Origin of the sequence: Nocardiopsis camelliae (assembly GCF_028993595.1) — a bacterium.
GTDB classification, from domain to species: Bacteria; Actinomycetota; Actinomycetes; order Streptosporangiales; family Streptosporangiaceae; genus Nocardiopsis; species Nocardiopsis dassonvillei.
The window spans coordinates 2,792,366-2,813,912 of record NZ_CP118614.1 but is presented as its reverse complement, the minus strand read 5'-3'; the positions used below and the strand labels follow the sequence as shown (position 1 = coordinate 2,813,912).

22 protein-coding genes are annotated in these 21,547 nt (G+C 75.8%); 7 read left to right on the top strand and 15 right to left on the bottom strand.

The features are described from left to right. Positions 1 to 3: 3 nt before the first annotated feature. From rfaE2 to PV789_RS12240, 7 genes are read right to left on the bottom strand one after another with little or no spacing between them, the layout of a single operon-like run. Positions 4 to 1,389 (bottom strand): D-glycero-beta-D-manno-heptose 1-phosphate adenylyltransferase, encoded by a 1,386-nt coding sequence (rfaE2, locus tag PV789_RS12270; protein ID WP_274977531.1) that lies wholly within the window; start codon positions 1,387 to 1,389, stop codon positions 4 to 6. Beyond that, a complete protein-coding gene (locus PV789_RS12265) occupies positions 1,386 to 1,976 on the bottom strand; it encodes a D-sedoheptulose-7-phosphate isomerase (RefSeq protein ID WP_274977530.1) in 591 nt (196 codons plus the stop codon). The genes rfaE2 and PV789_RS12265 overlap by 4 nt, the downstream gene beginning before the upstream one ends. Beyond that, positions 1,976 to 3,244 carry a glycosyltransferase gene (locus PV789_RS12260; protein WP_274977529.1) on the bottom strand — a complete coding sequence of 423 codons (1,269 nt, stop codon included), beginning with the start codon at positions 3,242 to 3,244 and terminating at the stop codon, positions 1,976 to 1,978. Before PV789_RS12260 ends, PV789_RS12265 begins: the two co-directional genes overlap by 1 nt. Beyond that, complete coding sequence (locus PV789_RS12255; RefSeq protein WP_274977528.1) at positions 3,241 to 4,293, bottom strand: glycosyltransferase; 1,053 nt, start codon at positions 4,291 to 4,293, stop codon at positions 3,241 to 3,243. The genes PV789_RS12260 and PV789_RS12255 overlap by 4 nt, the downstream gene beginning before the upstream one ends. Further along, positions 4,290 to 5,306, bottom strand: coding sequence for a glycosyltransferase family 9 protein (locus PV789_RS12250; RefSeq protein ID WP_274977527.1), 1,017 nt, complete (start codon positions 5,304 to 5,306; stop codon positions 4,290 to 4,292). The genes PV789_RS12255 and PV789_RS12250 overlap by 4 nt, the downstream gene beginning before the upstream one ends. Continuing rightward, positions 5,303 to 6,799, bottom strand: a complete 1,497-nt coding sequence (locus tag PV789_RS12245; RefSeq protein ID WP_274977526.1) for an HAD-IIIA family hydrolase — start codon at positions 6,797 to 6,799, stop codon at positions 5,303 to 5,305. Before PV789_RS12245 ends, PV789_RS12250 begins: the two co-directional genes overlap by 4 nt. Further along, a complete protein-coding gene (locus PV789_RS12240) occupies positions 6,796 to 8,451 on the bottom strand; it encodes a carbamoyltransferase family protein (RefSeq protein ID WP_274977525.1) in 1,656 nt (551 codons plus the stop codon). Before PV789_RS12240 ends, PV789_RS12245 begins: the two co-directional genes overlap by 4 nt. 271 nt (positions 8,452 to 8,722) lie before the next feature. Here PV789_RS12240 and PV789_RS12235 point away from each other — a divergent pair, with 271 nt between their 5' ends. Together PV789_RS12235 and PV789_RS12230 are read left to right on the top strand one after the other, a co-directional pair. Beyond that, a complete protein-coding gene (locus tag PV789_RS12235; RefSeq protein ID WP_274977524.1) occupies positions 8,723 to 9,145 on the top strand; it encodes a CBS domain-containing protein in 423 nt (140 codons plus the stop codon). Between the two features lie 7 nt (positions 9,146 to 9,152). Beyond that, complete coding sequence (locus tag PV789_RS12230; RefSeq protein WP_274977523.1) at positions 9,153 to 10,190, top strand: glycosyltransferase family 9 protein; 1,038 nt, start codon at positions 9,153 to 9,155, stop codon at positions 10,188 to 10,190. A 154-nt stretch (positions 10,191 to 10,344) separates the two neighbouring features. Here PV789_RS12230 and PV789_RS12225 read toward each other — a convergent pair whose 3' ends face one another. After that, entirely contained in the window at positions 10,345 to 10,953 is a 609-nt protein-coding gene (locus PV789_RS12225) for a helix-turn-helix domain-containing protein (protein ID WP_274977522.1), read from the bottom strand. Between the two features lie 65 nt (positions 10,954 to 11,018). On the opposite strand from PV789_RS12225, the gene PV789_RS12220 reads away from it, so the two are divergent. The 3 genes from PV789_RS12220 to PV789_RS12210 all read left to right on the top strand — a co-directional run bounded on the left by PV789_RS12220 (position 11,019) and on the right by PV789_RS12210 (position 14,264). Next, positions 11,019 to 12,053 carry an NAD(P)/FAD-dependent oxidoreductase gene (locus PV789_RS12220; RefSeq protein WP_274977521.1) on the top strand — a complete coding sequence of 345 codons (1,035 nt, stop codon included), beginning with the start codon at positions 11,019 to 11,021 and terminating at the stop codon, positions 12,051 to 12,053. A gap of 232 nt (positions 12,054 to 12,285) precedes the next feature. Next, positions 12,286 to 12,765 (top strand): MarR family winged helix-turn-helix transcriptional regulator, encoded by a 480-nt coding sequence (locus PV789_RS12215; protein WP_274977520.1) that lies wholly within the window; start codon positions 12,286 to 12,288, stop codon positions 12,763 to 12,765. A 224-nt stretch (positions 12,766 to 12,989) separates the two neighbouring features. Continuing rightward, positions 12,990 to 14,264: an MFS transporter gene (locus tag PV789_RS12210; protein WP_274977519.1), complete on the top strand. Its 1,275-nt coding sequence runs from the start codon at positions 12,990 to 12,992 to the stop codon at positions 14,262 to 14,264. Positions 14,265 to 14,283: 19 nt separating this feature from the next. Here PV789_RS12210 and PV789_RS12205 read toward each other — a convergent pair whose 3' ends face one another. Next, the gene (locus PV789_RS12205; RefSeq protein WP_274977518.1) at positions 14,284 to 15,060 is read right to left on the bottom strand and encodes a class I SAM-dependent methyltransferase; all 777 of its coding nucleotides are present in this window, start codon (positions 15,058 to 15,060) and stop codon (positions 14,284 to 14,286) included. A gap of 137 nt (positions 15,061 to 15,197) precedes the next feature. Between PV789_RS12205 and PV789_RS12200 the strand changes: the two genes are divergently transcribed. Beyond that, a complete protein-coding gene (locus PV789_RS12200; RefSeq protein WP_274977517.1) occupies positions 15,198 to 15,656 on the top strand; it encodes a hypothetical protein in 459 nt (152 codons plus the stop codon). Positions 15,657 to 15,669: 13 nt separating this feature from the next. Here the strand turns inward: PV789_RS12200 and PV789_RS12195 are convergent, their stop codons facing one another. The 6 genes from PV789_RS12195 to PV789_RS12170 all read right to left on the bottom strand — a co-directional run bounded on the left by PV789_RS12195 (position 15,670) and on the right by PV789_RS12170 (position 20,778). After that, positions 15,670 to 18,084: a flippase-like domain-containing protein gene (locus PV789_RS12195; protein WP_274978124.1), complete on the bottom strand. Its 2,415-nt coding sequence runs from the start codon at positions 18,082 to 18,084 to the stop codon at positions 15,670 to 15,672. 184 nt (positions 18,085 to 18,268) lie between these two features. Then, complete coding sequence (locus PV789_RS12190) at positions 18,269 to 18,934, bottom strand: TetR/AcrR family transcriptional regulator (protein WP_274977516.1); 666 nt, start codon at positions 18,932 to 18,934, stop codon at positions 18,269 to 18,271. 203 nt (positions 18,935 to 19,137) lie between these two features. Next, complete coding sequence (rpmF, locus tag PV789_RS12185) at positions 19,138 to 19,308, bottom strand: 50S ribosomal protein L32 (protein WP_274977515.1); 171 nt, start codon at positions 19,306 to 19,308, stop codon at positions 19,138 to 19,140. A 66-nt stretch (positions 19,309 to 19,374) separates the two neighbouring features. Continuing rightward, positions 19,375 to 19,623 carry a type B 50S ribosomal protein L31 gene (locus tag PV789_RS12180; RefSeq protein ID WP_047870211.1) on the bottom strand — a complete coding sequence of 83 codons (249 nt, stop codon included), beginning with the start codon at positions 19,621 to 19,623 and terminating at the stop codon, positions 19,375 to 19,377. Between the two features lie 160 nt (positions 19,624 to 19,783). Continuing rightward, positions 19,784 to 19,948, bottom strand: a complete 165-nt coding sequence (gene rpmG, locus PV789_RS12175) for a 50S ribosomal protein L33 (protein WP_013152592.1) — start codon at positions 19,946 to 19,948, stop codon at positions 19,784 to 19,786. 107 nt (positions 19,949 to 20,055) lie between these two features. Next, complete coding sequence (locus PV789_RS12170) at positions 20,056 to 20,778, bottom strand: YqeB family protein (RefSeq protein WP_274977514.1); 723 nt, start codon at positions 20,776 to 20,778, stop codon at positions 20,056 to 20,058. A 125-nt stretch (positions 20,779 to 20,903) separates the two neighbouring features. Here PV789_RS12170 and PV789_RS12165 point away from each other — a divergent pair, with 125 nt between their 5' ends. Next, positions 20,904 to 21,536 carry a TetR/AcrR family transcriptional regulator gene (locus PV789_RS12165; RefSeq protein ID WP_274977513.1) on the top strand — a complete coding sequence of 211 codons (633 nt, stop codon included), beginning with the start codon at positions 20,904 to 20,906 and terminating at the stop codon, positions 21,534 to 21,536. The last annotated feature ends 11 nt before the right edge of the window (positions 21,537 to 21,547 follow it).

The following is a 21,547-nucleotide window of genomic DNA, read 5'->3' as shown; positions in this document are numbered from 1 at the left end:
GCGTCAGCGGGCGGGTACGCCGTCGCGGCCCCGTCCGCGGATGCGGGTGATCAGCCCGGTCGTGGAGTGGCCGGGCACGAGGGGCACGGTGACCACCTCTCCCCCGGCCCGGCGCACGACGGGCGTCTCGGGCAGGTCCTCCACCTCGTAGTCGCCGCCCTTGACCCACACGTCGGGCCGCAGCTCCTCCAGGGCGCGCACGGGCGTGTCCTCGTCGAAGACGACCACCTCGTCCACGCAGTCGAGCGCGCCCAGCACGCGGGCGCGGTCCTGTTCGGCGACCACCGGACGGCCGCTGCCCTTGAGCGCGCGCACGGAGGCGTCGCTGTTGAGCAGGACCACGAGGCGGTCTCCCAGGGCGCGGGCGCGGCGCAGCAGGTCGACGTGGCCCGCGTGCAGGACGTCGAAGCAGCCCCCGGTCGCCACGACCCGCTCCGCCCGGCGGTCCTCCCCCGCGCGGGGGCCGGGCACCGCGGCGTCGCGCGCCCGCCCGGCGGCGGGGCGCGGGGCGGCGTAGGCCGAGGCCCCGCCCCCGGCGACGAAGGCCGAGGCGGAGGCGACCCCGCGCCGGACGGCGTCGCGTACGTCATCGCCGTCGGCGAGCGCCGTGGCGCACGCGGCGGCGAAGGCGTCCCCGGCGCCGCAGGTGTCGGTCGGCGAGTCGACCGGCGTGCCCGGCAGCAGGGCGCACTCGTCCCCGGTGTCCGACCAGGCGGCGCCGCGCGCGCCGAGGGTGACGGCCACCGAGTGCACGTCCCACGCCCCGGCCAGCTCACCGGCCCGGCGCAGGGCATGCCCGTCGGCGCCCCCGGCGACCCCGGCCTCGGCGGCGTTGGGCGTGGCAAGGCGGGTTCCGGGCACGGGGTCGGCGCCGCGCGGATGCGGATCCCACACGAGCGGGACGCCGCGCCGCGCGCAGGCGGTCAGGGCCCGGCGCACGGCGCGCTGGCGGGTGAGCCCGTGCCCGTAGTCGGCCACGAGCACGGCCGCCGCCCCGGTCAGGGCCTCGGCGACGTCCTCGGCGCGGGCGTCGAGTTCCACGCCCTCGCACCCCCGGTCCAGGCGTGCCACGGTGCGGCCGTTGGCCTGGACCCGGGTCTTGGTGGGCGTGTGCTCCATCAGGGGCAGCCCCACCAGCCGGACGCCCCCGCCCACGAGCGCGGCCAGGTCGTCGGCGGCCGCGTCGCGGCCCACGGCGGTCACCAGGACCACGTCGTGGCCGTCCTGCCGGGCGCGGCGGGCGGCCAGGGCCGCGCCTCCGGGCCGGTACCAGGACTCGGGCTCCTCCAGTACGGGCGCGGGCGCGTCGGGGCAGTCGCGCCGGGACACGCCGCGCAGGTCCACGTCGAGCAGGGCGTCGCCGACCACCACCACGGTTCCCCCGCTCATGTGGCAGCCCTCCCCTCGGGGACGAAGACCCCGTGCGCGCGGGCGGCGACCTCGGCGTCCACCGCGGCGCAGAACACGTGGACCAGCGCCAGGTGGACCTCCTGCACGGTGGAGGTGCTGGGCGCGGGGACCGCAACCGTCTCCGCGCTGAGCGACTCCAGGGCGCTGGGCCCGGGGCCGGTCAGGGACCAGCAGGTGACGCCGAGTTCCCGGGCTGCCTTGGCCGCGGCGACGACGTTCTCGCTGTTGCCGCTGGTGGACATGCACACCAGCAGGTCGCCCGGGCGGGCGTGCGCGCGCAGCTGGCGCGCGAAGACCTGCTGGTAGCCGTAGTCGTTGGCGATGGCGGTGACGCTGGAGGTCTCCGCGTGCAGCGCGATGGCCGACAGGGGCTCGCGCTCGTCCTCGAAGCGTCCGGTCAGTTCGGCGGTCAGGTGCTGGGCCTCGGCCGCGCTGCCGCCGTTGCCGCAGGCGAACAGGCGCTGCCCCCCGCTCAGGGAGCGCGCGGCGCGGCGCCCCCACTCCTCGACGAGGGCGGCGTCCGTGCCGTCCAGCGCGGAGCTGAGCTGTCTCAGGTGGGTGTGCATCACTCCTCGCCTCCCCCGGTGGTGGTGGCGACCGGCGTGCTGAGCCCGGCGCGCGGCGCCGGGACGGCCGTGCCGGTCGCGGTCGTGGTCGTGGTCACGTGCAGGTAGCACTCCTCGGTGCGCCGGGCCACCTCCGCCCACGAGTAGTGGTCGCGTGCCCGCTCGGCCGCGGCCTCGGCGAAGGAGGTCCTGGTCGCCTCGTCCGAGAGCAGCCAGCGCACGGCGCGGCCCAGCCGCTCGGGCGACCTGGCCGGGACGAGGAGCCCGGTCTCCCCGTGCACGACGGTGTCGACGTGGCCGCCCACGCGGGAGGCGACCACGGGGACACCGCAGGCCATCGCCTCGACGGTGGAGATCCCGAACGGCTCGTACCAGGGCACGTTGACGGCCACGTCGGCCGACCTGAGCAGGGCGGGCACCTCGGCGCGGTCCACGCAGCCCAGGAAGCGGACCCGCTCCTCCACACCCGCGCGCTCGGCGGCCATCCGCAGCCGCACCGCCTCGGGCTGGGTCCACAGGCGTTCGCGGTCGGTCCCCCCGGCGATGACCAGTTCGGCCTCGGGCACCTGGGCCAGCGCGCGGATCACCGTGTCCACGCCCTTGCGCCTGACCAGGCGGCCCAGGCTGAGCAGGCGCGGGCGGTCGCCGCGCTCGGCTGCGGGTCCCTTCGCGGTGAAGCGGGAGGTGTCCACGCCGCAGGGCACCACCGCCACGCGCGCGGGCGGGATCCCCCACTCGGCGAGTTCGCGCCGCTCCTCGGTGGAGGTGGCCACGACCATGTCGCACTGACCGGCCACGGCGCGTTCGGTCGGGACGCGCTCGGCGGGGCTGGTGTCGTCCGTGCCCTGGTGGCGGCGCTTGACTGTGCCCAGGGCGTGGAAGGTCTGCAGCACGGGCAGGCCCAGGGCGCCGGCAGCCCGCAGGGAGGCGAAACCGCTCATCCAGAAGTGGGCGTGGACGACGTCGGGCCGCTGGACGCGCCAGGCCGCCCGCAGCCGCTGCGCGAACTCGGGCATGTACTGGGGCAGCTCGTCCTTGCTGATCGGTGCCGCCGGTCCGGCGCGCACGTGCTCCACGCGCACGCCCGGGCCCAGGGAGACGCTGTCGGGCCGCTCCGCGTCGGTGCGGCGCGTGTGGACGACGACCTCATGCCCGCGCGCGGCGAGCGCCGCGGCCAGCTCGGCCACGTGGACGTTCTGGCCGCCCGCGTCCTCTCCGGTGATCGCCGCCAGCGGGCTGGCGTGTTCGGAGACCATGGCGATCCTCATGACGTCACCTCCTGTAGCACCCGGTCCCAGTCGTCGAGGAACCTGGTGAGCCCGTAGCGGCGCAGAGCCGCCGCACGGGCGGCCTTGCCGGCGCGGACGGCGAGGTCGCGATCCTCATGGAACGCGCGCAGCGCCTCCGCGAGCACTCGGGGGTCGGTCGAGACGGTGCCCGCCTCGGGCGGTACGGCCTCGTATGCCTCGGTCGTGCCGAGGGCGGCCACGGGAAGGCCCAGCATCATCGCCTCGATGAGGGACAGGCCGAGCGAGGTCCACCGCAGCGGGTGGGCGTAGGCGCGGCGGCGGGCCAGTTCGTCGTGCATGGCGCCCTGGGGCAGGTCCTCGTGGGCGCGCAGCCGCGGGGGCGTCAGCCCGAGGTGGTCGGGTACCCCGGCCACGCCCATGCCGAACAGGTCCAGGGGCACGCGCTCGGCGAGCGCGGGCAGCAGGTCGGTACCGGTGAAGCGCCAGCGGCGCAGGGGCTCGTTGAGCACCACGCCCGTGCGCGGGACCTCACCGGTGTAGCGGTACCCGGGGTCGGGCACGCCGTGTTCGACCACGCGGGTGGGCGCGCGCCCGCAGTCCCAGAACAGGTCGTTGAAGTGGGTGACGTGGACGACGGGGATGTCGTCGCGGTCGGCGACGGGGTGCCGGGTGACCGGCACGTCCCGGCGCGGGGTGTTGTGCTCGACGTAGACGGCGGGCACGTCCCGGCCCGGTACGCGGCCCAGGAGCTCCTCGGCCAGGGCGATCTCGTGCGGACGCTGGAGGACCACCAGGTCGGGCTCGCTGTCGCGCACCGCCCCGGGGGGCAGTTCCTCGGCGTTGGCGGGCCAGTCCCAGGTGCGGGCGCGGCCCCGCCCGTCGGGCCCCCGGTCCGGGGTCACCGGCAGCAGGCAGGTATGCCCGCCGTGGACGAACGCGGTCGTCCACGAGCCGTGGACGTGCCAGAGCAGGATCCGCAGCGCGCGCGCGGGCGTCCTGGCGCGGCCCTGCGCCATGCCCAGGGGGGCGCGCGCCGGGGCGGCGGGTGTCGGATGGTGGACGGTCATCGTGCCCCCAGGAGTTCGTCGACGGCGGTCAGGACGTCGTCGGAGGAGACGGAGTTCAGGCAGGGGTGGCCGGGTACGGGGCAGACCCGGGCCCGGGTGTCGGCGCAGGGCGCGGACTGGTCGCCCAGGACGCGGACCGCGGTGCCGTGGGGCGCCCACGCGGAGGCCGGCACGACCGGGGAGAAGAGCGAGACCACGGGAGTGCCGACGGCGGCGGCCAGGTGGGCGGGGCCGGTGTTGCCCGAGACCAGGACGGCGGCGCGGTCGAGAACGTCGGCCAGTTCGGTGACGGTGGTGCGCCCGGCCAGGTCCGCGGCGCCGTGCGCGGCGACCTCGCGGGCGGCCCCGGCCTCCCCGGCGGTGCCGGTGACCAGGACCCGGTGACCGCGTTCGGCCAGCGCGGCGACGGTCTTGGCGGCCAGCGCGGGCGGCAGCTCCCGGGAGGGGACGTCCGCGCCGACGTGGACCACCGCGTATCCGTCGGGCCCGGTCAGCCCGCGGGTGTCGGGCAGCGGGCGGCGCACGGCCAGGCGTCCGTCGTCGCCGGGCGGCGGCGGGTACCCGGCGGCGCGGGCCAGCGACAGCATGCGTTCGGCCTCGGGGACGCCGTAAGCCACATGGTGGCGCACGTCGAGCAGGCTGCCCGGGTAGTCCTCGCTGACGGCAGAGACGCGGGGAACCCCGGCCATGCGCAGGAGCAGGGCCATCGGCAGCGGCGACTGGTGGAAGGAGGTCAGGATCACGGCGGCGTCCGCGCCGGGGTCGGACAGGCGCCGCACGAGCCGGGTGACGTCGGCGGCGTCCACCGGCGGCGGGTCGGCGGCGATCCAGGGCGCGCACCAGGTCAGGACCTCGTCCACGCCCGGCAGCGCCGCGGCGGTCTCGGCGCCCCGGGGTCCGGCGAGGTAGACGACCCGGTCGGCTCCGTGGGCGAGGGCGCGCACGGCCGGTCCGGACAGCAGGACGTCCCCCATGCTGTCCAGGCGCGCCACGATCACGGTCCCGCCGCTCACGAAGCGTCCTCTCCGAGCAGGCGCAGGACGGCGGCCTCCAGGTCGGGCGCGGTCTCGGGTGCGGACCGGCACTCGGCGTCCAGGGTGGCGGCGGTGGGCACGAGCACCCCGCGCGCGCCCGCGGCCCGCGCGGCGTCCACGTCGGCGCCGATGTCGCCGACCAGCGCGCAGCGGGAGGGCGGCAGACCCAGCTCGGCCGCGGCGGAGCGGACCATGCCGGGCGCGGGCTTGCGGCACCCGCAGCCGTCCTCCTCGCCGTGCGGGCACACGCGCCACACGTCGAAGGGGCCCAGCAGTTCCTCCACGCGCCGGTTGACCGCGTCCACCTGGTCGCGGGTGATCAGTCCGCGGGCGATGCCCGACTGGTTGCTGACCACCCCGACGGCGAGTCCGGCGCGGCGGGCCAGGGCGAGCGCCCGCTCGGCCGAGGGCGTGGGCCGCACCTTGTCGGGGTCACCGTTGTAGGGGACGTCCTCGACCAGGGTGCCGTCCCTGTCGAACAGCACGGCCGCCACTCCCGGGGCGGGCCGCGCACCGGCGTATCGGATCTCGCCGCGCAGCCGCTGCCAGCAGGCCAGGGGCGGGATGAGCGCGCTGGTCACCAGCATGTCAGTAACTTCGTCGCGGGTGGCGGGCCCGCCGGAGATCCGGCGCCGGGCGAACGCGGCGGTGCGCGCGGTCCACAGCGCGGCGCACGCGGCGGCCGCGGCGCGGCGGCCGGTCAGGGCCGCTCCGGCGGCGCCCAGCAGGGCGGCCGTGGTGAGGACGTGCCCGCGCAGCCCGCCGGGGCCCTCGCCGACCCGGTTGCGCCAACCGCGCCCGTGCAGGCGGTCCATCAGCGCGTTGTCGGCGTTGCCGCGCTGGGCGGCCAGGCTCGCCCAGCGCCCGCCGCCGCGCAGCGGGTGCACGCACTCGCGCTCTCCGGGCACGAGGACGAACCCGGCGTCCACGACCCGCAGGGCCAGGTCGGTGTCCTCGCGGTAGGCGCGCGGGAAGCGGGCGTCGAAGCCGCCGACCGCCTCCAGCGCGCTCCTGCGGTAGGCCATGTCCGCGGTGATCCAGCGGGCGCCCTCCAGTGCCAGGGTGGCCCGTTCGGCGTCCGTGGGCCGGTGCCCGCGCGGGCGGGGCACGGTGATGCGGCCCTGGCTGGCGCCCACCTCGGCGGGCAGGTCGGCCAGGTCGGCGCGCAGGCGCGTCGGCCAGTCCGCGGGCGGGGCCACGTCGTCGTCCAGGAAGGCGATCCACTCGGCGGCGCAGGCGTGCCACCCGGCCTGGCGGGCGGCGGCGGGGCCGCCTCCGCCGGTGCGCAGGACGCGCACCCGGGCGTGGTCGGTCCCGGGCAGCGGCGCGGCGTCGTCGGAGGGCCGGTCGTCCACGACGACGACCTCCTCGGGCGCCTCCCGCGGCGGCGCGGCCAGAAGCGGTTCCAGAACGCGGGGCAGGGTGTCGCGCCCCACGGTGGGAACGACCACGGAGTAGCGGGGAGCGCTCACCGGTGCGCCCCCTCGCCCGCGCGGCGGCGCACGACGAACGGGCCGATGGCCAGCAGGTCCACCGGCGCGGACCCGAAGCACTCCAGGGCGTCGCGCGGGGAGTCGACCATGGGCCGTCCGGCGGTGTTGAGGCTGGTGTTGACCAGGACGGGCAGGCCGCTGCGCCGTTCGAAGCGGTCCAGCAGGCGCGCGGTGAGCGGGTCGTCCCGCTCGGCCACGGTCTGGACGCGGGCGGTGCCGTCCACGTGCACCACGGCGGGCAGGCGGTCGCGCCAGTCGGGGTGCACCTCGTGGACGAAGAGCATGTAGGGGCTGGGCAGGGGCCCGCCGGAGAAGATCTCCGCCGCCCTGGGCTCGGCCACCATCGGCGCGACGGGGCGGAACTGCTCGCGCCCCTTGACCCGGTTGAGCCGTTCGAGGTTGTCGGGGTTGGACGGGTTGGCGAGCAGGGAGCGGTGCCCCAGCGCGCGGGGACCGTACTCCGCCGCGCCCTGGAACCAGGCCACCAGCGCGTCCCGCTCCAGGGCCTCGGCCACGGTGTCGGCCAGGTCGTCGGGGCGCTCGAAGGCGACGTCGGCCTCGCGCAGGATCGCGTGCAGTTCGTCCTCGTCCCAGGAGCGGCCCAGGTCGGCCCCGGGCATGGGCGCCACGTCCTCCACGAGGGAGGCCACGTGCAGGGCGCCGCCCAGCGCGGTGCCCGCGTCGCCGGAGGCGGGCTGCACCCACACGCTCTCGAAGGGCCCCTCGCGGGCGATGCGGCTGTTGGCGACGCAGTTGAGCGCGACCCCGCCCGCCATCGTCAGGTGCGGGCGGCCGGTCCGCTCGTGCAGCCAGCCGACGACGGCCAGGAGGGTCTCCTCCATGGCGGCCTGCACGCTGGCGGCCAGGTTCGCGTGCTCCTTGGAGGGCTCCCGCCCCGGCTCGCACGGGTCGGTGAGGGAGTTCCACTCCAGGCCCGAGGCGCGGACCAGGCCGTCGCCCTCGTAGCGCACGCACTTGCGCACCGCGTCGAGCATGGTGGGCTCGCCGTAGGAGGCCAGTGCCATCACCTTGTACTCGTCGCTGGAGCGGTGGAAGCCCACGTGCTCGGTGAGCTCCTCGTAGACCAGTCCCAGGGACTCGGGCAGCGGCTGGCGGGCCAGCACGTCCAGCTTCCCGCCGGTGTAGACGCCCGCCAGGTGCGAGGTGCTCTCGCCGCGGCCGTCGGCCACGAACACCGCGCACTCGCCGCCTCCGGCCTCCGGCGGGGCGGCGAGCCCGGTGGAGGCCGCGTGCGCGACGTGGTGGGGGACGTAGGTGACCTTGGCCGGGTCCAGGCCCGGCAGGGCGGTGGCCAGGAAGTGCGGGGCGCGCTCGACGTAGAACAGGCGCAGGCGCTCCCACCCGCGGTCCTGTCCGGGCCCGTCGGGGTCGGCCAGGGCGGGGTCGTAGGAGTAGGTGACCGCGTCCAGGTCGGCGGGGCGCAGACCCGCGCGTTCCAGGCACCAGCGCATCGCCTGCTCCGGCAGCTCCCACGTGGAGAAGGGGACGGCGGCCTTGCCGTGCTTGCGCCGCGAGAACCGCTCCTCCTCCGCCGCCGCGACCGTGCGGCCGTCGACGACGATCGCCGCCGCAGGGTCGTGGAAGACGGCGTTGACACCGAGGACACGCATGTAACCGCTCCCTCCTCAGGCCGGGTCTGCAACTCAGACGCCGAGCGCACCCACTCGACTACCAGCAGCAGCGGCGCGTAAACATCGGCCGCGGGAGGACCGGAACCCGCTCACCAGCAGCGACGCGCTCGGGGACTGCCCCGGGGCCGCCGCCCGCGCGCCCGCGGTCCGCCCCGCGGCGCCGGGGAAGCCGTCATGTTTGCCCCCACCGATGCGGGCTATGGGACCGGTGAGAACCGAGAGGTACGACCGGCACGAAAGGAGCAGGACCATGGTGGTGCGAACCATCGACCAGGTAATGAGCAGCCCGGTCCGCACGGTCTCGCCGGACACGTCCCTGCGCGAGGCCGCCCAGATCATGCGCGACTCCGACGTGGGCGACGTCGTCGTGACCCGGGACAAGCAGATCACGGGCATCCTGACCGACCGCGACATCGTGGTGCGCTGCGTGGCCGAGGGCGGCGACCCGGGCGAGCGCAGCGTCGGCGACGTGTGCAGCGCGGAGGTGGCCACCGTGCCGCCGCAGAGCGGGATCGCCGACGCGGTGCACGTCATGCGCACCAGCGCGGTGCGCCGCCTCCCCGTCGTGGACGGCGACCGCGTCGTGGGCGTGGTGTCCATGGGCGACCTGGCGCGGGCCGTGGACGAGGACTCGGCGCTGGCCGACGTCAGCGCCGCCGACCCCAACCGCTGAGGCACCGGTGGAACCGGTGGGAGGGAACTCGGACCCCGGCCGCGGCGGCCCGGACGGGGGCCGGGTCCCCGGCACGGACGGACGGCCGTCCCTGCTGGCGCTGCGGGCGCTGGGGCTGGGCGACTTCGCCACGGCCGTTCCCGCGCTGCGCGCGCTGGAGCGGGCGCTGCCGTCCTGGCGCCGCACCCTGGCGGGCCCCTCCTGGTACCGGCACCTGGTCGCGCTGGCCGGGCTGGACTGGGAGGTCCTGCCCACCGGGCCACTGCGCGCGCCCGACACGCGCTCCCCGGACCTGGCGGTCAACCTGCACGGCCGGGGACCGCAGAGCACCGCGGCCCTGGCGGCGCTGGCACCGGGGCGGCTGTGGACGCACGGCCACCCGTCCGCCCCGCAGTGGCCGGGTCCGGAGTGGCCCGAGGGGGTCCACGACACCGAGATCTGGTGCCGCCTGCTGCTCGCGCACGGTGTGGCGGCCGACCCGGACGACCTGCGGTGGCCGACCCCGTCGCGGGGGCGGGGCGCGGTGGTCGAGGGGGACACCGCGATCGTCCACCCGGGGGCCGCCTCCGGGTCGCGGCGCTGGCCCCCGGAGCGTTTCGCGCGGGTAGCGGAGGACCTGGCGGCCTCGGGACTGCGGGTGCTGGTGACCGGCTCGCAGAACGAGACCGCGCTGGCCGAGCGGGTCGCCGAGGCCGCCGGGCTCGGCGGCCGGGCGGTGCTGGCCGGGCGCACCTCCCTGGACCTGCTGGCGCGGCTGGTCGGCGAGGCGCGGCTGGTGGTGTGCGGGGACACCGGGGTCGGCCACCTGGCCACGGCCTACGGCACGCCGTCGGTGCGTCTGTTCGGGCCGGTCTCCCCGCAGCTGTGGGGCCCGCGCGTGGACCGGGGCGTCCACGTGTGCCTGTGGACGGGCCGCACGGGCGACCCGCACTCGGCCGAACTGGACCCGGGTCTGGACGCGATCGGCGTGGAGGAGGTCGTCACGGCGTGCCGGAGCGTGTGCGCCTCCGGCCGCCCCGCCGAGGAGGCCGTCCACGGCTCCTGAACCCCCGCGCCCCGGAGCCGGGCGGGGCCGGGTTCCGTCCGGGGAGGGGCGCGGACTCCTTCGCGGCTCCCGGGTGCCGACGCTCCGGCCGAAAGCGTTGACGGTGTGGCGCACGGGGTTCCCTCGGCGGACACGGGCCGACGCGCCCTTCCGGTCACGAGTCGGCGTTGTCGGACGAACCCTCAACCCTGGGGCGGGCGCGCAGGTGCGCCCGCTCACCCTGTCGGCCGAACAGGCTGAGGAACTCGACCGCACCGGAGTCGGCCGAGCCGAACCAGTGCGGCACGCGGGTGTCGAACTCGGCCGCCTCCCCCGGGGCGAGCACCAGGTCGTGCTCGCCCAGCACGACCCGCAGCCGCCCGTTGAGGACGTAGAGCCACTCGTAGCCCTCGTGGGTCTGCGGGTCGGGTTCGACGGGACGGTCGCTGCCCGGGATCACCAGCTTGTACGCCTGGATGCCGCCGGGACGGCGGGTCAGCGGCAGCATGGTCATGCCGTGGCGGGTGACCGGCCGCAGGTGGATGCGCGGGTCTCCGGTGGGCGGCGCGTCCACGAGTTCGTCGAGGGTGACTCCGTACGCCCTGGCCAGCGGGAACAGCAGTTCGAGGGTGGGGCGGCGGGAACCGGACTCCAGCCGGGACAGGGTGCTCACCGAGATGCCGGTCGCCGCCGACAGGTCGGAGAGCGTGGTCTCCTTCTGCTTGCGCAGCGCGCGCAGCCGGGGTCCGACCGCGTCGAGCGCCTGGTCGAGGTCGTGTTCCATTCCGCCATTTTGCCATAACGGCAACGAATATTGCGCGAACCGGTGGGGGAGTCGCATGGTGGGGCATGGAGGTGATCGCGGTGAACGATCAGTTGGAGAACGGCTACGACGCGGTGGTGGTCGGCGGTGGCGCCGCCGGACTGAACGGCGCCCTCATGCTGGCCCGGGCGCGGCGCTCGGTGGCGGTGGTCGACTCGGGGACCCCGCGCAACGCGCCCGCCTCGGGCGTGCACGGACTGCTGGCCCGGGAGGGCGTGTCCCCGGCAGAGCTGTTGGAGCGGGGCCGGGCGGAGGTGCGCGGCTACGGCGGCCACGTGAGCACAGGGGAGGTCACGGCCGTGACCCGCGACGGCGACGGGTTCCGGGTGGAACTGGCCGACGGCCGCGGCGTGCGGGCGCGCCGGGTCCTGGTGACCACCGGACTGGTGGACGAACTGCCGGACGTGGCGGGCGTGCGCGAGCAGTGGGGCGCGGGCGTGGTGCACTGCCCGTACTGCCACGGCTGGGAGGTGCGCGACCGGGCCATCGGTGTGCTGGCCAGCGGGCCGATGGCGGTGCACCAGGCGCTGTTGTTCCGCCAGTGGAGCGAGGACGTCACGCTGTTCACCCACACCATGCCCTCGCCGGGCGAGGAGGACGCCGAGAAGCTGGCCGCCCGCGGCATCCGCGTGGTGGAGGGGCCGGTGGCCTCCCTGGAGACCGCCGACGGCCGGATCACGGGGCTGAGGCTGGAGGACGGCACGGTGGTCGACCGGGAGGTGGTGGCCGTCGGAACGCGGATGGTGGCGCGCGCCTCCTTCCTGGAGGCGCTCGGCCTGAGCACCCGGGAGCACCCGATGGGGGTCGGCGAGTACGTCCCCACCGACGAACGCGGCCGCACCGACGTGCCCGGGGTGTGGGCCGCGGGCAACGTCACCGACCTGAGCGCGCAGGTCGGCGCCTCGGCGGCCTCGGGCGCCGCCGCCGGCGCCCAGATCAACGCCGACCTGGTCGACGAGGACACCCGCCGGGCGGTCGCCGCCCACCGGGACGCCTTCTCGGCCGGGTCCGAGGCGCGGGTGAGCGAGCTGGTGACGGGCGAAGGCCGCCACGGCCTGTGAGCCGCGGGAGAGGGCACGGCGCGTCCGGGGGTGTCGACAGGGCCCGGTCACCCCAGGCCCCCGGGACCGGGACGGCCGGCCACGGCGGCCGCGGGGGCACCCCGCACGATCCCGCGGCGCGGGCCCGCGGGCGCCCGTGACCGGTGGTTCCCCCGCGGCGTACCGCGCCGCGGGGGAACGTCTCCCGGCGCACGGCGGGGCACGCCAGCCGGAGATGCCCTAGCCTGGCGGCGTGCACCACGACGACGAGCCCGCCGCGAACGCGGACGCCGGGGACGGCCGGGGCCCCGAGGTCGCCCACCTCCTGGTCCGCCTCCTCAACATCAGCCAGCGGATCGGGCGCTACGCCGCGCACGAGACCGGCGAGCGCACGTCCCCGGCGACGTGGCGCGCGCTGAGCGTGCTCCAGGAGAAGGGGCCCCTGCGGCTGGGCGTCCTGGCCGAGCACTGCCGGGTCAGGCAGCCCACCATGACGGTGATCGTGGAGTCGCTGCTCTCCTCGGGGTACGTGGCGCGCCACCCCGACCCCGACGACCGGCGGGCCCAGCTGCACGAGCTGACCATGGCGGGCGCGGCGGCGCTGGAGGACTGGCGGCACCGGATCGGCGACGCGCTGACGCCGCTGTTCTGCGACCTGTCCGAGCACGAGCGGGAGCTGCTGTCGGACTCGGTGCGGCTGTTGGACGAGCGGCTGCGCCGCGGCGGGGCCTGAGCGGCCGGTTCCGACCCCAGAACCCGGTCGCACCCTCAGCTCCGCCGCGCGCCGCCCGCGCGCCCGCCGCGGCCGCGGTGACCGGCGTCTCCCCGCCCTCTCGGCCGTCGCGTGCCCGGTGGGAATGCACGGGGATTAACATAGGTTTCCTATGCGAATGAGGGCCCCGACCGTACCGGCCGCCGTCCTCCCCACCATCGGCGACGACAGGGAGCAGCGAGAACATGGTGGCGAAGACCGAAACCCCGCGTACAGCACCGCCCGGAGGCGCGGACCAGGGACACGCGCCGGAGGGGTCCATCCTCCGGCAGCCGCGCGCCGTGTGGGCCGTGGCGTTCGCCTGCGTGATCGCCTTCATGGGCATCGGCCTGGTCGACCCGATCCTGCCCGCGATCTCCCGCAGCCTGGAGGCCACGCAGACGCAGACCTCGCTGCTGTTCACCAGCTACCTGCTGGTCACCGGCCTGGCCATGCTCGTCACCAGCTGGGTGTCGAGCCGCCTGGGCGCCAAGCGCACGCTCCTGGTCGGCCTGGCGCTGATCGTGGTCTTCGCCGCCGCGGCCGGGACCAGCGGCAGCGTCGAGTCCGTCATCGGATTCCGGGCCGGGTGGGGGCTGGGCAACGCGTTCTTCATCTCCACCGCCCTGGCCACCATCGTCGGCGCGGCCAGCGGTGGGGCCTCCTCCGCGATCGTGCTCTACGAGGCGGCGCTGGGCCTGGGCATCGCCACGGGCCCGCTCCTGGGCGGACTGCTCGGCAGCGTCAGCTGGCGCGGCCCCTTCTTCGGTACCGCCGCGCTGATGGCGGTCGGGTTCGTCGCGATCGCCGTCCTGCTCAGGAGCGAGGCCACGGAGCGGACCGCGCCGGTGCCGCTGTCGGCCCCGTTCGCGGCGCTGCGCGTCCCGGGCATCCTGGTGCTGGCCCTGGCCGCGCTGTTCTACAACATCGGCTTCTTCGCCCTGCTGGCCTACACGCCCTTCCCGCTGGGGCTGGACGAGATGGGCCTGGGGTTCACCTTCTTCGGCTGGGGCCTGGCGGTCGCCGTGACCTCGGTCCTCGTGGCGCCGGTGCTCACCCGCCGGTGGCCGCGCACGCGGGTGCTGTGGACGACCCTGCTCCTGCTGGCCGCGGACCTGGTGGCCGCGGGCGCGCTCATCTCCTCCACGGCGGGACTCATCACCGCCATCGTGCTGGGCGGCCTGCTGCTGGGCGTGCTCAACACGGTGCTGACCGAGTGCGTGATGGAGGCCAGCGACCTGCCGCGTTCGGTGGCGTCCTCGTCCTACTCGGCGGTGCGCTTCCTCGGGGGCGCCGCCGCTCCCCCGGCCGCCTCCGCGCTCGCCGCGGCCCTGTCCCCCGGCGCGCCGATGTACGCGGCGGCGGGGTCGGTGGCGCTGGCCGCGGGGATCGTGCTCCTGGGCCGCGGAGCGCTGCGCAGGGTGGACGACGGTCCCGAGTCCGCGCGGGCCGAGGCCGAGGCGATCACCATGGGCGAGTGAGCGCCGGTACGCGGCGCGGTCAGCGCCCGCACGCCTCGACGAGGAAGCGGTGCACCGTGCACGTGAGCGGGGTCCCCCGCGCCATGTCCCGGTGCAGCCGCAGCAGCGGCCCGCGGTGGGCGCGCGCGTCGAAGCCCGGCACCTGCCACGGCACCATGCGCAGGTAGGACACGAGCGCGCCCACGTCGTGGAAGCGGCGCAGGGGCCGGGCCCGGCGGGCGCGGGTGACGGCCAGGCCCGCCCCCTCCAGGCCGGCGACCGCGGCGTCGAGGTCCCAGTCCGCGTTCCGGTCCGGGGGCGGCCCCTCCAGGAGGGCGCTGAGTTCGTACCCGTCGTCTCCGCCGACCTGCTGGGTGAGAAAGACACCGCCGGGGGCCAGGACCCGGCGGACCTCGGCGGGGTCGTAGGCCTCGTGGCGGTCGAGGACCGCGCCGAACCCCCCGGAGGGCAGGGGCAGGCTCCCGTCGGGGCCCGGCTCCACCACGTCCACCGCCAGGGCCGCGAGCCTGCGTCGGGCGACGGGCACGTTCGGCGGCCACCCCTCGGTGGCCCGGGAGCCGGGCGGCAGCGGCGCCAGCGAGGAGAGGAACTCGCCGCCCCCGGTGCCCAGGTCCAGCACGGGCTCCCGCGCGGCGCGCACGAGCCGCCGGGCACGCTCCTCGTAGGACCAGGGCAGCGGGCCCTCGACCAGCCTGCCGTCCAGGAACCGGAAGTCCCACCCGGAGGTCGGCCGCCGCTCGGCCTCCTCCACCAGGTCGTCGAAGTCGCGCACGGTTTCCCGCCTCCTCGTGGTCACCCGGCCATTGTGCGTACCCGGCGGGGCGGGCTCAACCGGTTAACGACGGAGCGCGGTCCCGGAGAGCGACCACGGGCGTACACGGTCGATACCGAACGCGGACGCGGCGGCGCGGTGCTCTCCCTAGGGTCGTGGCCATGACCGAACACAGACCTCCCGCCCTCGGCCTGTCCTGGACCGCCATGGCCCTGCTGGCCCTGCTCGCGGCGCCCCGCGTGGTCCTGCACGACCTCGGCGTCATCCAGGAGGGAACCCTCGTCAACGCCCTGTTCGTGTTCGTCCCCCCGCTCGTATGGGTGGCGGTGGCCGTCCTGGCCCGGGTCCCGAACCCGCTCCCGACGCTGCTGGTGGTCGGACTGCTCTACGGCGTCCTCCTCGCCCTGGGGCACCAGCTGCTGTGGAACACCGCCTGGGAGGGGGACCCCCCGACGCTCGGCGGCAACCTCAGCGGCCTGCCGCCCCTCGCGCACGCGGTCGTCGTCCGCGGCTTCGCGGTGGTGAGCAGCCTGTTCACCGGCGCGGCCGTCGGCGCCGTCACCGGTCTGGCCGCCTGGGGGATCGGAAAGCTCGTGCCCGCCCGCTCCGGCGTCTCCTGAGGCGCGGGCCCGCTCAGATGGCCTCGCGGCGCTGGAGGTAGGAGAAGGCCCCCCAGCCCGGCAGGACCGGCAGCCAGAAGGTCAGCACGCGGAACAGCAGCACGGCGGGCAGCGCGACGGCGGCGGGGACGCCCGCCACCGTGGTCAGACCGCCGATCAGGGCCGCCTCCACCGCGCCCAGGCCTCCGGGCGTGGGCGCGGCCGAGCCGATCGCGTTGCCCGCCAGGAACACCACCGCGACCGCCACCAGGCTCACCCGGGCGCCCGGGTCGGCGAAGGCCAGGACCGAGAACTGCAGGCACAGCACGAACGCCGCGGTGATCAGCAGCGTTCCGCCGAAGCCCAGCAGCAGGCTGGACGGGCTCTGGAGCATGTCCAGCAGCCGCGGCAGCACCCCGCGCAGGTAGGGCCGGATCCGGGCGCCGAGGGCGTGTCGCAGCCGGGGCAGCAGCAGGACCACCCCCACCACGGCCGTCCCGGCGACGCTGATCACGACGACGGTCGGCGAGGGCGTGAACCCGGTCCAGTACGAGGTGCCGGTGAGGTAGGCGCACACCAGCAGCAGCGGCACGTGCACCAGGAACCCGACCAGCTGGGTCAGTCCCACCGCGGACAGGGCCAGGGAGGTGGAGACGCCCTCCCTGGTGACGAACCGGGTGTTGATCGCGAGCGACCCCAACCCGGCGGGGGCGGCGATGCGCACGAACGACCCCGCGTACTGGACCATGACGGTGCGCCACCACGGCAGCGGCACGGGCACGAAGCCGATGAGGATCATCGCGGCGGAGAGCGTGCACACCACCGACGCGGCGAGCGCGGCCAGCGTCCACACCGGGTCGGCCCGGCCGATGGCGGTGAAGTCCACGCCGGTGAGCTGGTACAGCAGCACCAGGCCGACGACGGTGGCGACGATGACGCTGACCACAGTGCGCGGACGCATGCGCTCCAGGCGGGCGGGTTCGGAGGGCGCCTCCGGGGCGATGCTCGCCACGCGCTCGCGCAACCGCGCCAGCAGCCCGCGGTCCCCGCGCAGCCCCCTGCGCAGCGCGTAGGGCAGCCCGGCGGGTTGCAGGAAGGGCAGGACCGCGGCCGTGGCGGTCACGCCCAGCGCGCGCACCGCCGAGTCCACGGCGCGCCCGGTCCCCACCCGCATGGCCAGCAGGGTGAGCATGGCGGCCTGGTCCAGGGAGGCCTGGAGCTGGGGGGCGGCCACACCGCCGCGGTCCAGGCCGGTGAGCAGGACCGCCGGCTCACGGGGGTCCGCCGGGACCGGCGGGGCCGCGGTTTCGGAGGCGTCTGCCGGGATGGCGGTGTCTGCCGGTTCCGAGGTGTCCTCGGGGACGGAGGCGCCTGCCGGGGTGGGAGTACTGGCCGGGGCGGAGGCGCTGGCAGGGTCGCAGGATTGATCCAGGACACCGACGGTGGCGCCGTTGACGTTGCCGTGGACGAGCCGGTGCCGGTGCAGCAGCCCCAGTTCGCGCCAGCACATGTCGGTCAGCCCGTCGGTGAGCTCCTCATCGCCGAGTGCGTCCAGCGCGCGGAAGGCGGGCAGCTCGCGGACCAGCAGGACGGTGCCGGGACCGAGTTCGCCGACGGCCAGGACGCGGGGGACGGCGGCCCCCGCCTGCCGGGCGGAGAAGCTCATCAGCGCGGCGTGCTCGGCGCGGCGGCGGACGCCGTAGAGCATCCGGGGGGCCACGGGGCCGCGCAGGAACAGCAGGTCGCGCAGGCGCCGCCAGAACCCGGCGGTGTTCTCGGAGCTGAGCACGACCAGCTCCACCCGGCGGCCGTCGTCGAGTTCGGCCAGGTGGCGCGGGTTGCCCTCCTCGTCGTCCTCCGCGCGGGAGACGCCGGTGGCGGCCAGCCCGAACCGGCGCAGCTCGGCGTCCAGGCCGTTGTCGGTCTGCGGCGGCGGCCTCTCCCCCAGCGCGTACCGGACCAGGGCGGCGCAGGTGAGGCCGACCAGGACGGTCAGGAGGAGGGCGAGGAAGCTGGTCACCCCGGCCAGCAGGGCGCAGACCGCGACGGCGGTGTTGCCCGCCCACAGGACCGAGCGGACCCGCGGCAGACCGGTGGGCATGGTGCGGATGAAGGCCAGGACGGCGGCCACGTAGCCGAGGGTGGCGCTGGTGAACACGTCGTCGGGGGCGAGGGCGTCGGGGAACCGCTCCGGACCGATCAGCGCGAAGAGGGTGGCGTTGATCAGCGAGGCGAGCGTGTAGGCGGCGATCCCGGCGGCGACCGGCCGGACCAGGGAGCGCCGCCGTCCGGTGAACAGCGTGCGCAGGACGACGTAGCTGACGAGGACGATCAGCAGGAGGTTGGCGCCCGCGGCGACGAGCAGGAGCAGGCCGGAGGGCAGCAGCGCGCGGAGCCGGTCGGGGTCGGCCCCCTCCACACCGTCGGTGGCCATGCGGACGGCGATCATGATCGCCGCCACCGCGATCAGGCCGAGCGCTCCCGTGAGGAGGTCGACGGGCCTGCGCGGGGCTCGCGGCGTCCGTGGGTCCGGCGGGGGGATCTCGTCGGTTCGCGTTGTCACACTCCCAAGACTGCCCGACTCCGCGGGGGCCGCGGACCAGGGGCGGTGCGTTTCGCGGGACCGTCCGCGCTCAGCCCGTGAACAGGTCGGGGATCTGGCCCAGTCCGATCTCGGGGGCGGTGGGCAGGGGTCGGCGCCGTTCCGTGTTCTCGAAGGACTGGAGGAGGTAGGCCACCAGGCGCCGCGAGGAGGCGGCGGCCGCCTCGGGCGGCCCGGAGGCGGCCCCGCAGTTGGCCAGGAACAGCAGCGTGAGGTCCGCGACCGCGAAGTCGGGGCGCAGCCGCCCGGCCGCCTTGGCCCTGCGGATGAGTTCGGTGATGCCGCGTTCGGCGCGGTCGCGCTTCTCCTCGAAGGGGGTCGCCCCGGGGAAGGCGGCGAGGAACGCGCCGGTGAAGCCGCGGTCGGCGGCCTGCATCGCGCACACCCGCTCGACCACCGAGCAGAAGCCCCGCCAGGGGTCGGGGTCGGCGAGGCCGTCGTCCACCAGGGAGGTGCAGGCCGTCAACTGGTCGGCGAACACCTCGGCGACCAGGGACTCGCGGGTGGGGAAGCGGCGGTAGAGGGTGGCGACCCCCACTCCGGCGCGGCGGGCGACGGCCGACATCGGCACGTCGATCCCGCGTTCGGCGAAGGCCGCGCGGGCGGCCTCGACGATGCGGTGGCGGTTGTGCAGGGCGTCGGCGCGCAGCCCCGGGGCGTCGCCGCCGGGCGCGGTGGGAGGCGTTCGGGCTGGCATGCCCACCACCCTACGGCGCTCGGCCGACCCGCCCGGCTGCCCGGCAGAGAAGCTCGGTGGCGGTGCCCACGCCGCCGCGCGCCGGGTGGGAGAGGGCCCCGGCGCGCGGCGGCGCGGGCGGACACGCGGCAGCGTCAGCGGTGCCTGGACCCGGTGTCGCGGCCGGACCGGGCGCACGGGGCCCGGCGGGCCGTGCCGGGCCTCTACTCGGGCGGCGCGAGCAGCCCGCGCTCGTAGGCGCGGACGAGGTTGCGCGGCACGAGGTGCTCGCGGCCGCGGATGTGGACGCGCACCAGGTCGGGGGTGGCGGCCTTCCACTGGGAACGGCGTGTGCGGGTGTTGGACCGCGACATCCTGCGCTTGGGTACGGCCATGGGCCTCTGCCTTCTTCTCGGGTGGTCGGGGGCGGGGCGCCGGGCCCCGCCTCGCGTTCGTGTCGGTCAGCCCCTGCGCTGGTAGCGGCGCTGGAAGCGCTCCACGCGGCCCGCCGTGTCCACCACGCGGGCGTTGCCCGTGTAGAAGGGGTGGCTGGCGCTGGAGATCTCGACGTCGATCAGCGGGTAGGTGCGGCCGTCGCTCCACTCGATGGTCTTGTCGCTGGTGGCGGTGGACCTGGTGAGGAAGGAGAAGTCGGCCGCGCGGTCGCGGAAGACGACCGGGTGGTAGTCGGGGTGGATTCCCTGCTTCATGTGTGCCCCCTTGGGGTGGTCGTTGGGTGCGGCGGTCAGCCTGCTCGGCGGCGCGCGACGGGACTGCGCCCGTCGGGATCGGCGGCACCGCCGCCGGTCGGGGCGCCGGTTCGCCGGGGCATCGGCCTCGCGGGAACGGGCGGCCGGGGCGCAGCCCGGCTCAGCGCTCCTCGCGAAACTCGACGTGGCGGCGCACCCGCGGGTCGTACTTCTTCAGGGTGAGCCGGTCGGGCGTGTTGCGCCTGTTCTTGCGGGTGACGTAGGTGAAGCCCGTCCCCGCGGTGGACTTGAGCTTGATGATCGGCCGGATCTCGTTGCGTGCCATGGATGCCTCCTCAGGGTTCCCACGCGTTACAAGTCAATGATAACCGTTTTCATTCCCGATCCGGCCAGGTCATCTCTCCCCTGTGGACGACCCCCGCCCGAGGGCGCTCAGCCGCCGGAACCGCCGCGGACCGGACGCCAGTACTGGCGGTCACCCTCGTCCCGCACGACCACGCCGAGAGCGGCGAGTTCGGCGCGCAACTCGGTGCTGTCGTCGGCGTCCTTCGACCTCAGCGCCTCCCGGCGGGCCCGCAGAACCGCCTGGGCGTGCTGTTCCAGGCCCGGCATCCCGTCGACCCAGCGCCGGAACCGGTCCGCGTACGGGTCGCCGTCGCGCCAGGGGTAGCCCTGCTCCTCGAACGCGTCGCGAAGCCGGTCGGCGCCGTGGCCGGTGCGCTCGCGGGCGAGCTCGGCGGTGTCCGCGCCCAGCAGGACCAGGTCCCGGCCGTCGACGAAGACCGCCCCCACCCGCTCGCGGGCGAACTCCGTGTTCCGGCCGGACCGGATGACGCGCACCCCGCCCCCGTCCGCCTCGACGGTGACCATGTCGTCGTAGGAGGCGAGCGCGACGAAGCCGCCGGCGAGGACACCGAGGACCACCAGGACGGTCGTGAGGACCGGCCCGTCAAGGCGCGCCAGAAGGGCGACCTGCTCCTGGCCCGGGACCAGCGGCAGCTGGTGGACCCACTCCGGCAGGAGGGCGAGCCAGCCCGGAATCTGAGACAGCACCCAGCCGAGCCCGGCACCGAGCAGGGGGAAGAGGGTCCACAGCAGCACGTGGGTGGCCCCGTGCTCGCGAACCACGGACGGCGGTCGGCGGGTGTCGGTCATGGGGGAAGTCCTCTCCCTCTCGGCGGCCGCGGCCGAAGTGGTGGCGGCATCGCCCCCGACCCGCTCTCCGACGCGTCCTCCGTGGTGGTCAACTCCTTCCTAGTTGAGCATATAGGATTCTGTACATGCAACCAGTCGACAGTGGGGACGGGGAGGCCCGGCGCTCCTTCATCGAGGAGGCGCGCCGCGGACAGATCGTGCGGGCGGCGGTCGAGACCATCGCCGAGGAGGGGTACGCCCGGGCGTCCTTCGTGCGCATCGCCGCGCGTGCCTCGGTCAGCCCCGGCCTGATCACGTACCACTTCAGGACGAAGGAGCGGCTGCTCCGGCAGGTGCTGGAGTACGTCAACGCCCGTCTGGACCGGGCGATGGAGGGCGGTCCCGAGCCGCTCGCGGGGTTCGAGGACGCCCTGACGCGCATCGTCACCGGCCACGTCATGCACTGCTCCCGCCACCCCCGGGAGATGGCGGTGCGCCAGGAGATCGGCGGCGCGGACGTGCCCGCCTCCGTCCGCGAGTGGATCGCCCGGAGCCAGGACTCCGGACGCGCCGAACTGGTCGGCTTCCTCACCGAGGGGCAGAGCCACGGGGAGTTCCGCGCCTTCGACCCGGAGGTGTTCACCGACACCCTCTTCGCGGCCCTGAACGCGGTCCCGGGCCGACTGCGGCGCAGACCGGTCGAGGAGCACGAGGAGTACGCCCGGGAGCTGGCCCTCATGTTCGCCGCGGCGGCGACCGAACGCGTGCCCTCGGCCTAGCGGACCGGCCG

Bases quoted from the DNA above. Each gene is read 5' to 3' on its own strand.
- rfaE2 (WP_274977531.1), bottom strand. From the start codon at position 1,389: ATGAGCGGGGGAACCGTGGTGGTGGTCGGCGACGCCCTGCTCGACGTG.
- PV789_RS12265 (WP_274977530.1), bottom strand. From the start codon at position 1,976: ATGCACACCCACCTGAGACAGCTCAGCTCCGCGCTGGACGGCACGGAC.
- PV789_RS12260 (WP_274977529.1), bottom strand. From the start codon at position 3,244: ATGAGGATCGCCATGGTCTCCGAACACGCCAGCCCGCTGGCGGCGATC.
- PV789_RS12255 (WP_274977528.1), bottom strand. From the start codon at position 4,293: ATGACCGTCCACCATCCGACACCCGCCGCCCCGGCGCGCGCCCCCCTG.
- PV789_RS12240 (WP_274977525.1), bottom strand. From the start codon at position 8,451: ATGCGTGTCCTCGGTGTCAACGCCGTCTTCCACGACCCTGCGGCGGCG.
- PV789_RS12235 (WP_274977524.1), top strand. From the start codon at position 8,723: ATGGTGGTGCGAACCATCGACCAGGTAATGAGCAGCCCGGTCCGCACG.
- PV789_RS12225 (WP_274977522.1), bottom strand. From the start codon at position 10,953: ATGGAACACGACCTCGACCAGGCGCTCGACGCGGTCGGACCCCGGCTG.
- PV789_RS12220 (WP_274977521.1), top strand. From the start codon at position 11,019: ATGGAGGTGATCGCGGTGAACGATCAGTTGGAGAACGGCTACGACGCG.
- PV789_RS12210 (WP_274977519.1), top strand. From the start codon at position 12,990: ATGGTGGCGAAGACCGAAACCCCGCGTACAGCACCGCCCGGAGGCGCG.
- PV789_RS12200 (WP_274977517.1), top strand. From the start codon at position 15,198: ATGACCGAACACAGACCTCCCGCCCTCGGCCTGTCCTGGACCGCCATG.
- PV789_RS12195 (WP_274978124.1), bottom strand. From the start codon at position 18,084: ATGATCGCCGTCCGCATGGCCACCGACGGTGTGGAGGGGGCCGACCCC.
- PV789_RS12190 (WP_274977516.1), bottom strand. From the start codon at position 18,934: ATGCCAGCCCGAACGCCTCCCACCGCGCCCGGCGGCGACGCCCCGGGG.
- rpmF (WP_274977515.1), bottom strand. From the start codon at position 19,308: ATGGCCGTACCCAAGCGCAGGATGTCGCGGTCCAACACCCGCACACGC.
- PV789_RS12180 (WP_047870211.1), bottom strand. From the start codon at position 19,623: ATGAAGCAGGGAATCCACCCCGACTACCACCCGGTCGTCTTCCGCGAC.
- rpmG (WP_013152592.1), bottom strand. From the start codon at position 19,948: ATGGCACGCAACGAGATCCGGCCGATCATCAAGCTCAAGTCCACCGCG.
- PV789_RS12170 (WP_274977514.1), bottom strand. From the start codon at position 20,778: ATGACCGACACCCGCCGACCGCCGTCCGTGGTTCGCGAGCACGGGGCC.
- PV789_RS12165 (WP_274977513.1), top strand. From the start codon at position 20,904: ATGCAACCAGTCGACAGTGGGGACGGGGAGGCCCGGCGCTCCTTCATC.